At 44.3% G+C, this 15391-nt stretch carries 10 protein-coding genes and 1 pseudogene; 4 read left to right on the top strand and 7 right to left on the bottom strand.

The window, feature by feature from the left end:
• Window positions 1-1585 precede the first annotated feature (1585 nt).
• On the top strand, window positions 1586-2797 hold the full coding sequence (fabB, locus tag A4A68_RS02725; RefSeq protein ID WP_067566322.1) for a beta-ketoacyl-ACP synthase I: 1212 nt from the start codon (window positions 1586-1588) through the stop codon (window positions 2795-2797).
• 727 nt (window positions 2798-3524) lie between these two features.
• Here fabB and dut read toward each other — a convergent pair.
• From dut to rpsU, 4 genes are all read right to left on the bottom strand, one after another.
• Entirely contained in the window at window positions 3525-3983 is a 459-nt protein-coding gene (gene dut, locus A4A68_RS02720; RefSeq protein WP_067566318.1) for a dUTP diphosphatase, read from the bottom strand.
• A 289-nt stretch (window positions 3984-4272) separates the two neighbouring features.
• Window positions 4273-6114 (bottom strand): RNA polymerase sigma factor RpoD, encoded by a 1842-nt coding sequence (rpoD, locus tag A4A68_RS02715; RefSeq protein WP_067566316.1) that lies wholly within the window; start codon window positions 6112-6114, stop codon window positions 4273-4275.
• Between the two features lie 134 nt (window positions 6115-6248).
• Window positions 6249-8009 carry a DNA primase gene (gene dnaG, locus A4A68_RS02710; protein ID WP_067566313.1) on the bottom strand — a complete coding sequence of 587 codons (1761 nt, stop codon included), beginning with the start codon at window positions 8007-8009 and terminating at the stop codon, window positions 6249-6251.
• Between the two features lie 137 nt (window positions 8010-8146).
• Window positions 8147-8362 carry a 30S ribosomal protein S21 gene (rpsU, locus tag A4A68_RS02705; RefSeq protein ID WP_067566310.1) on the bottom strand — a complete coding sequence of 72 codons (216 nt, stop codon included), beginning with the start codon at window positions 8360-8362 and terminating at the stop codon, window positions 8147-8149.
• 1119 nt (window positions 8363-9481) lie between these two features.
• Between rpsU and A4A68_RS02700 the strand changes: the two genes are divergently transcribed.
• Together A4A68_RS02700 and A4A68_RS03955 are read left to right on the top strand one after the other, a co-directional pair.
• Window positions 9482-9826 carry a hypothetical protein gene (locus A4A68_RS02700; RefSeq protein WP_067566307.1) on the top strand — a complete coding sequence of 115 codons (345 nt, stop codon included), beginning with the start codon at window positions 9482-9484 and terminating at the stop codon, window positions 9824-9826.
• A gap of 149 nt (window positions 9827-9975) precedes the next feature.
• Window positions 9976-10231: pseudogene (locus A4A68_RS03955) on the top strand (5-(carboxyamino)imidazole ribonucleotide synthase); the annotation flags it as partial.
• Between the two features lie 27 nt (window positions 10232-10258).
• Here A4A68_RS03955 and A4A68_RS03510 read toward each other — a convergent pair.
• Window positions 10259-10465, bottom strand: coding sequence for a hypothetical protein (locus A4A68_RS03510; protein WP_158648179.1), 207 nt, complete (start codon window positions 10463-10465; stop codon window positions 10259-10261).
• A 921-nt stretch (window positions 10466-11386) separates the two neighbouring features.
• Window positions 11387-12106: a UDP-2,3-diacylglucosamine diphosphatase gene (locus tag A4A68_RS02695; RefSeq protein WP_067566305.1), complete on the bottom strand. Its 720-nt coding sequence runs from the start codon at window positions 12104-12106 to the stop codon at window positions 11387-11389.
• Window positions 12107-12941: 835 nt separating this feature from the next.
• Between A4A68_RS02695 and cysS the strand changes: the two genes are divergently transcribed.
• Window positions 12942-14318: a cysteine--tRNA ligase gene (gene cysS / locus A4A68_RS02690; protein ID WP_067566577.1), complete on the top strand. Its 1377-nt coding sequence runs from the start codon at window positions 12942-12944 to the stop codon at window positions 14316-14318.
• A gap of 130 nt (window positions 14319-14448) precedes the next feature.
• On the opposite strand, the gene folD is transcribed toward cysS, so the two are convergent.
• Window positions 14449-15321, bottom strand: coding sequence for a bifunctional methylenetetrahydrofolate dehydrogenase/methenyltetrahydrofolate cyclohydrolase FolD (folD, locus tag A4A68_RS02685; protein ID WP_067566302.1), 873 nt, complete (start codon window positions 15319-15321; stop codon window positions 14449-14451).
• Between the last annotated feature and the right edge of the window lie 70 nt (window positions 15322-15391).

Below are 15391 nucleotides of genomic sequence, written 5' to 3'. Positions count from 1 at the left end.
TGCGCTGATACACACTCGTGCAGAATAGCTGTACGATATTAATATTACCCCTCTTTACTCTGATCGACCACAGGATGTTTGTTAGTAAGAAGGACACAGAACTTATGCTAAGCCAGATGGTCAAACAAAATGAGCTTATTTAAAAATTAAAGAGTATATCGGTGATATAACCGTTACAGAAGCATTGTATTCTTAGGATTCCAAACACTGCATGGATAAGAACACTGTTATCCTTTGCAACAGCGCCTTATTTGGCTTTATTAATCATTCTACTTTAGGTTGTTTTGTACAGATTTCCATACTCTTCTTTTTTTAAAGTACATATGGTAAACACGTTCTTTACTTTCAAGCCAATGTTATTTGATGTTACGGTCATTCGGAAAGTTTAAAACTTCATTTTTCTATCGAAGTGCTCGACTAGATATAAATTAGACTATCGCCGATATGGCAACGAATGTATCTGAATGCAGGAATACTGAATGAGAATGAGAAATTAACTTTAATACTATTCTGATAAATTAAAAATCTGCGCTAAAGAAGATTATATCTGCATTCCTTGTTCTTTGACTAATTATTGCTTTTTATTTCCTTAAGTAAGATTAAAGTTGTAATTGCTTTAAATAGCACACCTAATCTACGGCTTCATGCGCCATGAAAGCATAGTTTTCATACACGACACTTTTCTGGTAAGCATCTACTGTATTGCAATTTTCCTGAAATCTTGTGACGACAGCACACAAGATTGCAGTTATTTTTTAAAAAGTACAACTAATGGCTGTCATTTTAATAAATTACAGATCGTGCTACAGATATTCTGTGCTTTTGGCCGAGAACATCTACCGAGTCCAAACATGGCGCCTTCGGCACAAGCAGGCCAGCAGCCGTTACAGAGGTCGCCATATCTGGCGCTAAACGGGATAATACCCTTACGCCGCCAATTGCTAGAGTTTTAACTATTATTACCGCGACACCGGCTTGATGTAGTAAGCGGGGCAAAGATAGAGAAATATTGTGGGTGATCAATCTTACATTCAGTACAGGAGTAGCGTATTGACATCGTAAAAATCAATGAATAATTCTAACGTAAACTAGCAGAAATCGATGGTAACTGTTACCGGTGGTTGCAGCTAGAGCAATAGAGGTTCCCTCACGAGCAGCGTCAGCATTTGCTATAGTTTAAGCATATAACAAAATCTTCCTTCTCAAGCGGATCTTGCAAAGCTAATAAAATTCAATCTCCGCTCACCGGTTTCCGGTTGCTGCCGGCAGCGTGTATTAAAAACATGCCATAATACCAGTGTGTTACTTGAAAGGCTGAAACGAACTATGCCTAAAGCGGGCAAGTAAACCATTTCATACAGAAAACGTTAGACTTTCCTGATTAGAAAAATAGAGCAACTATGTTGCTCCAGTGCGATATGGCGAGTTCAACGACTGCAGACTTACGGCAGGAAACAGGGTGATTTTAACCACGCGGGCTTTCCAGTGCAAATTTTGCTAACATCCCCTGATCGGACTGTTTCAGCTTACATATGTAAGCTGAATTGCGTAACTGAAATTCAAATATCATTATAAGAGGTATTAAATGAAACGTGCAGTGATTACCAGCCTGGGGATCTTATCAAGTATCGGTAACAATCAAAAAGAAGTCCTATCCTCACTGCAAGAAGGCCGCTCCGGGATTACTTTTTCTCAGGAATTGAAAGATTCTGGGATGCGTAGTCATATCTGGGGCAATATCAAACTCGATACCACCGGGCTAATTGATCGCAAAATAGCGCGCTTTATGAGTGATGCCTCTATCTACGCTTTTTTGTCTATGGAGCAAGCGATTGCTGACTCTGGACTGACTCAAAACATGGTGTCCGACGACCGTACTGGACTTATCGTCGGTTCCGGCGGTGGCTCACCGCACAATCAAGTTGTCGGATCTAATAACATGCGTGCTCGCGGCCTGCGCGGCGTGGGACCTTATATGGTTACCAAGGCGATGGCCTCCGGTGTGTCAGCGTGTCTGGCGACCCCTTTCAAAATTCGTGGCGTTAACTACTCTATCAGCTCCGCCTGTTCAACTTCTGCACACTGTATCGGAAATGCGGTGGAAATGATTCAGCTCGGCAAGCAAGATGTGGTATTCGCGGGTGGCGGTGAAGAACTGTGCTGGGAAATGGCTTGTGAATTTGATGCTATGGGCGCATTATCCACTCGCTATAACAAAACGCCGACTAAAGCGTCGCGCACGTATGACGTCGATCGCGATGGATTTGTTATCGCCGGTGGCGGCGGTATCGTAGTAGTGGAAGAGTTGGAGCATGCTTTAAACCGTGGCGCTCATATTTATGCTGAGATTATCGGTTATGGTGCAACTTCTGACGGTGCGGACATGGTCGCGCCGTCCGGTGAAGGCGCCATCCGCTGCATGCGGATGGCCTTGAAAGATGTTCATACTCCGGTAGATTACCTAAACGTTCACGGAACTTCTACGCCAATTGGCGACGTCAAGGAGTTGTGGGCTATCCGAGAAACCTTTGGCAGCCAGCATCCGGCGTTTTCTTCTACGAAAGCGATGACCGGTCATTCTCTCGGTGCTGCCGGAGTGCACGAAATTATCTTCTCGTTGCTAATGCTGGAACATGGATTTATCGCTCCGAGCATCAATATCGAACAGCTTGATCCAGAAGCAGAAGGCATGAACGTTATTACTGAACCGACCAGGCGTGTGTTAACCACAGTCATGAGTAACAGCTTTGGTTTCGGTGGCACCAACGCAACGATCGTGATGCGTAAATATAGTTAAGGCGTGTCAGATGGGATCGAGACGTGGTGATTTCACAGAAGGACGTTAGTTTTTGATGCTCTTTTGCTGTTAATTTTCTTTCACATCATACATATTATACCTACTATATAGGTACTACGCGGCGAGTAATATACTGTTTTGTTGTGCAGTTATAATAGTTAGGCATTTAGTGACATTATGCATTTTTTGTCGGTGTTGTTGCCATTGACTGCGGACTTGCTGCGAGCCCTTTGTTAAAAGAACTTCATAGTGATTTTAGCGATACTCAACTGCTGATTGGCACTCAGAACTGCAAGTGTGCGCTAATAAGATGACGTCACAAGATAAAATATTGCTGTCAATACTAATGACATACGTACAGAGGACTACTTATTAGTAACCAGCGCATTTTCTTATGTTTAGACTGAAAAGTTAACGCTTGTTAGTCATCTTATTATAAACAAGATCTATTCTAAAGCGATATAACATTAAACGTCTTCCTCATAAAATCATTTATTGCCAAAATTAGCAACAACATTCTCACATACTACTACTAACTAGTAGTGCTAATTTCGCACTAATAACACATTGCCTATCATATCTGGACGCAAGCATTTGCACCAATACCTGCGTATTTTCTCACATAGATCTTGCGTTATCATTATTAATTATGATTAAACACCAAGTACTATCTATATAGTGCACTATTAATAGGTTTTTAATGATAGTGAACTAAATACTCATTAAGCTATTGTCGCCCGGAGTGACCGAAGTTCCCTTGACCACGTTTGCTGGCATCAAAGGATACCACCACATTAAACTCCGCCTGCACAACCGGCACAAAGAGCATCTGTGCTATGCGCTCTCCAGGTTCAATTATGAAAATATTCTTACCGCGATTCCAAATCGAAAGCATGAGCGGCCCTTGGTAGTCGGAGTCAATTAGTCCTACTAAATTGCCTAAAACAATACCTTGTTTATGCCCTAATCCGGAACGTGGCAAGATCATTGCCGCCAGATTGGCATCGGCAATGTGAATAGCCAGCCCGGTCGGAATCAGGGTGGTTTCTCCCGGAGTCAGCACCATCGACTCATCGATGCAAACGCGTAAATCCAGACCGGCGGACCCCGTAGTGGCGTAAGTCGGGAGTGGGAAATCAGTGCCAATACGGCTGTCTAAGATCTTAACATCGATTTTTTTCATCATAATGGCTGATAATTCGTCAATGAGTTGTTGAATGAATGGGACTCACAAGTAAGATTCTCTGTCCTACAGAACAGATGCAACACGTTATTTTCACTGTTAACTTTTGACCTGTCCGGAAATGTCACTAGTTATTTAGTTATTGAGACACGTTTGCCTGGCGTTATAAGTTTGAGCAGAAAATCCACCGCCGTGACACCGATTTTCAATTAAGACACCCATGTCCGCCCCTCCTTATTACATAATCTATGCTGCCTGTGGATAAGCAGGTGCACATTAGATACACCGGCACTTAATCGTCCAGAAAGCTGCGTAAGACTTCAGAACGGCTCGGGTGACGCAACTTACGCAGCGCTTTTGCTTCGATTTGACGGATACGCTCTCGGGTAACATCAAATTGTTTACCAACTTCTTCTAACGTATGGTCGGTATTCATATCGATACCAAACCGCATGCGCAGAACCTTAGCTTCACGCGCAGTCAGACCGGCTAGCACATCGTGAGTAGCTGAACGTAGACTTTCCGAAGTAGCTGAATCTATCGGCAGCTCAAGAGTAGTGTCCTCGATAAAATCCCCTAAGTGCGAATCTTCATCGTCACCGATAGGTGTCTCCATGGAGATAGGCTCTTTAGCAATCTTGAGCACTTTACGAATTTTATCCTCCGGCATCAGCATGCGTTCCGCCAGCTCTTCTGGCGTCGGTTCGCGTCCCATTTCCTGTAGTATCTGCCGGGAGATACGGTTGAGTTTGTTAATGGTTTCAATCATATGCACCGGAATACGGATGGTGCGTGCTTGATCGGCGATAGAGCGAGTGATGGCCTGACGGATCCACCAGGTGGCGTAGGTGGAAAACTTATAACCACGACGGTATTCAAATTTATCCACCGCCTTCATCAAACCGATATTGCCTTCTTGAATCAGATCAAGGAACTGCAGACCACGGTTGGTGTATTTCTTGGCGATAGATATAACCAGGCGCAAGTTCGCCTCGACCATTTCTTTCTTGGCTCGTCGCGCTTTGGCTTCGCCGATCGACATGCGACGATTAATATCTTTTACCTGTTTAATGCTCAAACCGATTTCTTTTTCAATCTGGCGCAGTTTTTGCAAGCTGCGGTGCACATCATCGTCGACTGCGTGCAGTTTTTCCGACCAAGGTTTGTTCATTGCTAGAGCGGTACTGAACCAGCTTTCACTAGTTTCATTTCCTGCAAACAACGTGACGAAGTTTTTCTTAGGCATCTTGCTGATTTCTACGCACAATTTCATAATCACCCGTTCCTGGGTACGTACGCGATCCATCATGGCACGCATGTTATTGACTAGGTAATCGAATTGCTTTGGCACAAAGCGAAACTGCTTGAAGACATCGGAAAGGTTGAGAATTTCAGCAGCCGATTTAGCATGGCTGCGTCCGTTAGTTTTAATAACGGTACGAGTAATTTCGTATTGTTTGCGCAGCTCAACAAATTTTTGGCGCGCCAGTTCAGGATCGATGCTGTTATCATCATCTGTGCTGTCGTCGCGGTCCTCTTCCTCCTCGCCATCATCGACGATTTCGTCGACGGAGAGTTCGGAACCGATATTGGTAGCGGTGGGCGCTATATCTTCTTCCACATTAGGATCGACGAAGCCGGTAACAAGATCGGACAGGCGAGCCGTGCCAGCTTCAACGCGATCGTATTGCTCTAGCAGGTAAGTAATAGCCTCAGGGTACTCGGCAACTGAGCACTGAACCTGATTAATTCCATCTTCAATACGCTTAGCAATATCGATTTCTCCCTCGCGTGTTAAGAGCTCAACGGTACCCATCTCACGCATGTACATGCGCACGGGGTCTGTAGTTCGCCCAATTTCGGATTCTACGCTGGACAAAACCTGCGCCGCAACTTCTTCCGCATCCTCGTCGGTATCAGAAGTAGTTTCGGTCAGTAGTAGGTCATCGGCGTCCGGTGCTTCTTCCATCATTTGGATGCCCATGTCATTTATCATTTGAATAATGTCTTCGATCTGCTCTGAGTCGACGATATCCTCCGGCAGATGATCATTGACTTCAGCAAACGTCAAATAGCCTTGCTCCTTACCACGTGTGACAAGTAGCTTGAGCTGTGACTGCGGGTTTTGCTCCATAAGACGGTATCCACACTTCAAAGTAATATTCGGTTGGTTGGTGAAAGCGCATCACCAACTAGAAATCTAGGCTTTGTTTTTCACCGCAGCCCAATACGGCATCGTGTAGGATCTTGCCTATCAAATATCGGCAATTAAATCTTGTCATTCAGGTTTTTCGCCAGCGCTTGATTTAGCAGCCAAAGTTCTTGGCGTTCTTTGGTCGTCAAACCGTTCGTCCGCTCACGGGCGATAAGCGTTTCTTGACGGTGTTCAAGTATGGAGGCATAAAGACTTGCTAAGGTATCTGTAAATGTAGCCTCAATCATCTCGTCTACAATCATGTGGTTCCAGATCGCCAGGGTTTCAAGCTGGGAGTAAAATTTATTCTCCCGATAATACTCTAGCAATTGGCCAGTGGTTAATCCTGGTTGAGTCTGGCAGGTTTGCACTAATTCAACAAACAACGGAACGCCTGGTTGATTTATCTGTCCAAGTTCCCTCACCGTATGTACTAAGGAGGAAAGCTGCGGATTCTGTATTAGTAATCCTATCAGTATACGCATGGTTGTGCGTTTTATCTGCGGACGTAGTGAAATATTTGCTTTCAGAGGTGCTGTGGGAAGCAGTTTCTCTAGTTGATTGTCATCTAGGATCCCTAGTTTATTGCCCAATTGTTGGCGCAGGTAGAGACGCAATACCTCGCCAGGCACTTGTCTTATCAACGGTAGTGCTAGCATGCTCAACTTAGCGCGACCATCTGGGCTACTTAAGTCAACTTGTGGCATTAGCATCTCAAATAAAAACGTCGACAGCGGTTGCGCCTGTGCAATGTATTGTTCAAATGCTTCTTTGCCGATTTTGCGCACTAGCATATCAGGATCCTCCCCGTCCGGTAGAAATATGAAGCTTAGCTGGCGGCCATCAGTCAAGTAGGGAAGCGCGTTTTCAAGTACGCGCCGAGCCGCTTCCCGTCCAGCGAGGTCGCCGTCATAGCAATAGATTACTCGATCGGTGATGCGATACAGCAGTTGCATATGATCAGGAGTAGTCGAGGTGCCTAACGAAGCTACTACATAGTTGATACCGAATTGTGCTAGCGTTACGGCATCTATATAACCTTCGACCACGAGTAATCGGGATAATTTCGTATGTTGCTGCAGGGCTTCATGCAGTCCATACAGCTGGCGGCCTTTATGAAAAATATCTGTTTCTGGAGAATTTAGATATTTCGGCTGACCTTCACCTAATATTCGTCCACCAAAAGCGATTACCCGCCCGCGTTTATCGCGGATGGGAAACATGATACGATCGCGAAAACGATCGTAGGTGCGGCCGTTTTTATTTATAACTATCATGCCAGTCTCATTGAGCAAGGCTCGTTCTTCTGTTGAACAACGAAAACGCTTATAAAGATTATCCCAGCCTGGCGGCGCGAAACCGATGGCAAAATGATTAATGACCGCTTTGCTTAGCCCGCGCTGTTGTAGATAGTGACGCGCATTCGATGCCGTCTGTTCCTGTAGTTCCTGTTGATAAAATTTGCTAAGCTTGTCCATCAGTTGGTACAAGCTTTGTCTCTGTTGGTACTTTTTCTGGCTTGAGTCGGCGTTCGTTTTATATGGCACGTCCAGATTGTGTTGAATGGCAAGCTCCTCGATAGATTCGAGGAACTCCAGCCTGTCATAATTCATCAGAAAATCGATGGCATTACCATGGGCGCCACACCCGAAACAATGGTAAAATTGCTTTTCGCTATTTACAGTAAACGACGGAGTTTTCTCACGATGAAATGGGCAGCAGGCGTGAAAATGCTTGCCCTGCTTTTTGAGTTTTACCCGTACATCGATCAGATTAACGATGTTAGTGCATGCTAACAAGTCATTGATGAAAATACTTGGGATTCGTCCAGCCATAAGTCCAGTCAGATAAGCACTTGAACGATAAAAGACAGTGCAATCCTTCCGGATGACACAGAGCTTTTAATATATAATAGCGAAGCGAAGTCTGTAGATTAATTACGCGACCGGGGTTAATCGTGTATGCCGGAAAATTAATATAGACGAGCGCGGCGTGCGTTTTCGCGAGCCAGTTTCTTAGCGTGACGTTTAACGGCGGACGCTTTGGCGCGCTTGCGTTCAGTCGTCGGTTTTTCATAGAACTCGCGACGACGAACCTCAGCCAAAATACCTGCTTTTTCGCAAGAACGTTTAAAACGACGCAGTGCTACGTCGAACGGTTCATTTTCACGTACTTTGATTACCGGCATATGCATTTCACCTCGATATTGTTTCTGACCAGTGCATCTCTTCAAAAATGTGTGAGATTCTACTCTAAGCCTATCTGCTTTGTAAAGTGTCACGATATATGATTTGATTCTCTGTATTTCGATTAATAAAACTCGTTCATATCAGGCACAAAAATTAACTCTTACATTACCTTCCAGATATCAACCGTTGATTAAAAGCATACGATGCTTGCGATTTTCTAGCGTCTACGGTTAAGGACTACGCAAGTACTCAAACATCAACTTTTGCAATTATCTAAACTGTTTAGTATGCTTTAAATAATAAGCGAATTAGTTTTGGAAAACTCAATGAGCCAACTCTTTCGCTAAGTCGTCAGGAGTTAAAGGAAGACATTGGTTGTTCTTTTAATGCATAAAATGGAATTGCTCATTATGTTGTAAATGTACCGGTGATACTAGTGGATCATCAACAGTTTCGCGACTTGACGTTACAGCGTCATTCATCAACACCATATAGATATTTGAAGAATGTAGTAATGAAACTCTTGCTGATCACGATTTGAGTTTAATATGCTATTCTCAATGTTTTCATTCTGTGTAAGCATTACAGTTAGTACGCTTTGCTAAAGTGATGTTTTTACTCAGCAGTTTTAAAATACCTCAATAATGTTTCTGCGATAGTAATATACCAACGAGGTACTTTACTCATCTGTTTTCCAGTAATATTTTCAGAAGCGATACTCGCGTATAGCCATCATTGTGTGGTAAATTGCTTAAAGATGATTAGGTTCAAGCGCTACATTAATAAAAAATTTGTATTATAATTCATCTTTAATTCATGACGACAGCGTCCATATACGGCCTGCACAACTTATCAGTCAATTATGCATCATAGAGTAAGCGGCCGCGTACCTCTCATAGAGGCTGCGTGCGTATTTTTATACGCTATATCTTGTTAATCCCTGCCACAGAATGAGATAAAATCGTTAGTGAACAAAACATAGACTGTCAGTCTGTGCAGAGCAGTTTTCATGAGGCTAAACGCATCCGGCAGTTACGATATTTTCTTTAGACTCATGATATGCTTCTACGCTCAATTAATTAGGGCTGTGGTCCTCATAAACCAGGAAGACGACGTGTATGCAAGCAACTTTCGAGACGGCAAAATGGCTATTATCATGGCACAAAGCGATTGGAGCACCCTACAATTTTCCGCATCGCACTACACGTTTTTTGAAGCAAAATTATTTCGGCACACCGCACACTAAGTTATTCAGCTTCGCTGAGCAGGCGACAGAAAACAGTTATACAAGTAATTTTTGCCGACGCAGAGGCGCAGTGCATCTGCTAGATATGCTAACAGTCAAGACGTTACTTCCCGTATTAGGTGTTCTAGTACAAAGCACAACACTTAGCAGCGTGAACAGCCTGTTTCTATCGTATAGTAAAGCCAGCGCAGCAGCGCAGCCAACGCTGCTCTCTTAGTCGCTTAAATTTTAGTGCCGCATGATACGACGCTAACTGAACGTCTGAGCCAGTGTCGTCAACAACAAACCAATGAAGGGTGAACAATCTTGACCCGAGGGAACGGACACGAAACCCCTCTTCGTATTGGCATCGACCAATTGGATCGAATGCTACAGCAAGCCGGCAAACCTCTATGTATCACAGAGCTCTTGGTCTGACTCAATACCGAATCCGAATCTATTTAATCCCAGCAAAGCGTAATTACCGCAGAAATCGAGCGCTGGCCAGAAACAGCTCTCATCTGAGAGCTAGCACGTCACAATAGCTTTGTCAACCGTGATATTTCCCCTTTTGGCTGACCGCTTAACGCAAAAGCAACTGCTGGATCAATTATGTTTAGCAACCGCCCCTTTGAGGCTGTTGACAAGTCTTGCCAATGGGTGAAAATATTTATTTTCTTCGACTATTTAGCGCGACGGTCAAGAACAATGACAGCTTCGGGCGATGAGGCTGGTCTTCCACAAACGGTAGCAGTAGCGTCGAAAAGGGAATCGCTTTTGATAGTGAAGTGTCGCTGCTAGGCGCGTCAGTTCTACTGACGGTGCTCAGGTTTTTTACCCGCTGACCCATAATTTCATCTAGATGGAATCCTACCATTCAGCTTCGCGCCTCCTATCACCAGACAATAGCCTCCAACGATAAGCGGAAAATATGCTCAGGCTGTACTGCAAAGATTATTGGAATAATGCAATGACTCATTAATGAACTAGCTCCAAAGCTGTATAACAGCGACCACTGAACGCAAAACAGTGCCTCTATTAGTCAATATGAGGCGCATTTTTGGACTACCGTTGCCGACACTGGTTGTTAGCGCACACGCGGTGATATTGAATATGATTGGCAACGAGGTGAGAACAGAGTGGCTGGCGGACCACTAGTGTTTGTGTTCAGAACAACAAGATACGCCTCGGTTGTTCAGCTCGTTTATTTATCGAGAAGGCGATTTGTGGCCTCGAGGAGTTGAGTGTTAGTCTGATTTGACGTTTTTTCTAGTACTTTTCTTTGATGTTGCTGTCCGCCATATCACACGCCTCGGTGAGGCGGACATTGCTCTAGAGAGCTTTAGCGTTGATGTTTTCCTATATGCATGCTGTACATGTTTCGGCGCGCAGCCACCGGAATCGGAACTCCGTCAGTTATAGCAGCTGCACTATCTAAAAAGTACCGAACGTTATGTACAACGTTTACATGCATTGGAAACATAATCGGAGACGAGACTCTAGATAACACCTTTTTGATCCGGGTCATGTTAATCCTATTGTCACAACGCTGATTATGTTTTTGTTGTGACAATTAAAGTCTTGGTGAACAGGTGATACTATTAAAACAGGCGCCAAGCAGAATAGAAAATAGCGATAAAAAATAATATTGCCGAGCGTCAACTCCTATCTATGCAATAGTATCTACACCGTCTCGGCGTAGTAACAGATCTTACGCCTATAACCAGTCTCAGTAAAGCGAATATATCTACTGCACCATCAGTAGTAGAGCGCCGCACAAATTCAGCGACGCTGAATTTCAGCCATTGAAACGAAACTCATGCAGTATGACACCGCTAGTGGAAACCTCGACGATCGATCCATGATGGCACCAGGCGCCAAGTACTGCACGACAACGTTTCCCGGGCAATTGATGGATCGCTGGCTGATGGGTATGACCATGGATCATCACCGTCGAGTCGGTATCATCCATCGCGGCTATAACTGCTTGCGCATTGACGTCCATAATTCCGGTAGTTTTACCAGAGTTAGCGCGCAAGCTATTAGCACGCATTCGATCGGCAATACGCAACCGTAGCCACAGCGGCAAGGACAAAAATAGTCGCTGTAGACAGCGTTGGTGCATCCAGCGGCGAAAACGCTGATAGTCGTTATCGTCGGTGCACAGCGCGTCACCATGCAAAATCACGATCCGTAGCCCATTTAGAAACATTACTTGCGGAGCGATCAATAGCGTTATGCCGCAGGCAGCGGCATAACGCTTGCCAAGCAAGAAATCACGATTTCCGTGGATAAAGTAGCAGGGAATGCCGCGCTGAGTTAGTGCCTGTAGTGCGACGGCAATTTCGTGATGCAGCGGATTAGGATCATCATCACCAACCCATACTTTAAATAAATCGCCAAGGATATACAGCGCTTGCGCAGCTATCGCGCGCGCGCGTAAAAAATGCAGAAAACCGGCGGTGATTGCCGGCTCTCGTGCGCAAAGATGAATATCTGCGACAAATAATGTTGACATACGTGGAATTACTAACGTCTTCTTTATGAAGACCTATTATTTTTAGATCATTGTTGACTTTATGTTCTATCGACACCTGGATAGATTTCTTCATGGAAAGAATAAACACTTCTCTGGATCATAAAACGCTTAATCAGGTGATGTAAAATGATATTAAACTTCCTTCGGCAGTAATTGAGACAATCTTCAACGGTTAACGGCGCTTTATCCGAAAGGTTTCTATAAGAATATCATCGTACTTGATATGTAAAGCGACCATAAATAATGTTCTGCAAGTCTGGACCGAAAGATCCTTTGGTATGACAACTCTGTTATAAAATCAGAAATAAACTCCACGTTAGGCAATAGATCAGATTTGCTTATAACATAATAAGTTGAATTTAATGAGACCTGATAAATGAACCATGCTTTAGTATCTAAAGGGTTATGTGGGATATCTGTGGCGCTAAAAATAAGTAAAGGCTTATGTTCTTATGTGAACATAAGCCTAAAACAACCAACTAGCATTATTGTTTTGACAACAGACAACAACTGCGGCACTAAGCTTTGTGCTATTGGCAATTTGTTTTGGCGTAATTTTTTAAAATGCACCAGAACAGTCTTGAAGCGAACTTTCAAATCCCTGCGTCTTGGATAGTTTAATGTGTGTCTAATTAAGATGCCTAGATAGTAAAAATGAAATTATTTTCTTCCCGAAATACATCGACTTCCAGTTTTTCTATACCATACCCTTGCAATAGCTGCAACTTCAAGGTTCAATGCCTCGTTAGGTTTATTGACTCTAATTCCTAGTCGTTCTACACAAATAATCCGCAGACACATGGAAAAACTTTTTATGCTAAAAATTTTTAATACCTTAACTCGTAAAAAAGAGGTATTTAAACCTATTCATACCGGTAAAGTGGGCATGTATGTGTGCGGTGTCACCGTGTATGACTTATGTCACATCGGACATGGGCGCACCTTCGTCGTTTTTGACGCTGTCACCCGCTATCTTCGCTACTGCGGTTATAAAGTATATTATGTTCGTAATATCACCGATATAGAGGATAAAATTATTCACCGCGCAGCTGAGAATGGAGAGACTTTTCAGCAACTTACTGAGCGTATGATTAGAGCAATGCATAGCGATTTCGACCAGTTAAATATCCTACGTCCTGATCAGGAGCCGCGCGCTACTCACTATATAGATGCTATAGTCGAACTGGTTAGTCAGCTCATTAGTAGAGATCATGCCTATGTGGCAGATAACGGTGATGTTATGTTTATTGTAAACAGTGACAGCAATTATGGTTTGTTGTCCCGTCAAGATCTCAAGCAGCTTAAGGCTAGCACCCATGTCGGGGTAGCTACTGTGAAAAGAAATCCTATGGACTTTGTGTTATGGAAAATGTCAAAACCTGGCGAACCAAGCTGGCCGTCACCGTGGGGCTATGGCCGCCCAGGTTGGCACATTGAATGTTCGGCTATAAACGGTCAACAACTTGGCCATCATTTCGATATTCACGGCGGTGGGTCGGATTTAATATTTCCACATCATGAAAATGAAATTGCGCAGTCTACTTGCGCCCATGACGGTCCCTATGTGAACGTTTGGATGCACGTTGGCATGGTAATGGTTGATCGCGAAAAGATGTCTAAATCACTAGGAAACTTTTTCACCGTACGCGACGTTTTGCGGTATTACGATGCTGAAACTGTACGCTATTTCTTGATGTCTGCCCATTACCGTAGTCAGCTAAATTACAATGAAGATAATCTCAAACAGGCACGTACAGCCTTAGAGCGCCTCTATATCGCCTTGCGCGATACCGATGCAAGCGCCATTCCCGAAGGCGGGGACCGATTTGTGACGAAATTCATCGCCGCAATGGATGATGATTTCAATACGCCGGAAGCCTATTCTGTTCTATTCGATATAGCCCGGGAGATCAACCGCCTGAAACGTGAACAGCCGACGGTGTCACAGGGGATGGCTGCAACGTTACGCCAATTAGCCGGCGTGCTTGGTCTGCTAAAACAAGAACCAGATGTCTTTCTACAACAAGGTCCTATTGAGGATTACGTCATGATAGAATCGTTAATCCAACAGCGCAATAACGCGCGCAAAGCCCGACAGTGGATCTTAGCGGATGAAGCACGGGATAAACTGGCTGCGCTCGGCATTGTGCTGGAAGACAGCCCCCAGGGGACGATTTGGCGCCGTGGTTAAAGGGCTTGTGCTGGTAGTTTTCACTACAGTGTGTTAACCGTCACACGATCTTGTGCCTGCTTAATCACCAAACCGTTTTCGTACCAGTCTAAAATTTTCAAAAGTCACAGATGTAAGGGATGAGATATAGTTAAGATTCCGACATTGTCGTATCGTGATAATTTTCACAAGCTTGTAAAGTATTTTGGATAAGGGCGGCCACTGTCATTGGTCCCACGCCGCCAGGCACAGGTGTAATGTAGGCGGCGCGCTCGACGGCACTAGCATAATCTACGTCCCCTACCACCTTGCCGTTCTCCAGACGATTAATCCCCACATCCATAACTACCGCGCCGGGCTTTATCCACTCGCCGGGAATAAAGCCTGCTTTTCCTACTGCAATGACTAACAGATCAGCATTTTCAATATGGCGCCGTAAATCACGAGTAAAACGGTGAGCGATGGTCACAGTACAACCCGCTAGCAACAGTTCGAGGCTCATTGGGCGACCAACTATGTTGGAGGCGCCAACTACAACAGCGTTAAGACCAAAGGTATCGATATGATAACATTTCAGCAATGTCATAATGCCGCGCGGGGTACAAGGACGCAGCAACGGCGCGCGTTGGCACAGGCGACCGATATTGTAGGGATGGAGACCGTCTACATCTTTATCCGGCGTAATGCGCTCGAGTACGTTGATACTATCTATTACCTTCGGCAACGGCAGCTGTACTAAAATCCCGTCTACCCGATGATCGGCATTTAATTGATCTATTAAGGTCAACAACTCCGCTTCCGTGACAGTATTGTGTAAGTCATAAGTGAAGGAGATGAAACCAACGTCTGCACAGGCTTGACGTTTACTTGAAACATAAATTTGCGAAGCGGGATCACTGCCAACCAGCACTACCTCTAGTCCCGGTGCGCGCTTGCCTGCTTTCACACGCGTTTGCACCCGTGCGGCTACTTCTCTTTTAACCTGTTGGGCAACGGCCTTGCCATCAATTATTTTTGCTACCATCTAAATCGAGCATCCATCAATGTAATCAGGTTAAGAGCATTATTTTGACATGTCAGATATATCATTTATC

Source organism: Candidatus Doolittlea endobia (assembly GCF_900039485.1).
In the GTDB taxonomy this organism is placed as follows: domain Bacteria; phylum Pseudomonadota; class Gammaproteobacteria; order Enterobacterales; family Enterobacteriaceae; genus Doolittlea; species Doolittlea endobia.
This window is presented reverse-complemented; position numbering and strand designations above follow the sequence as displayed.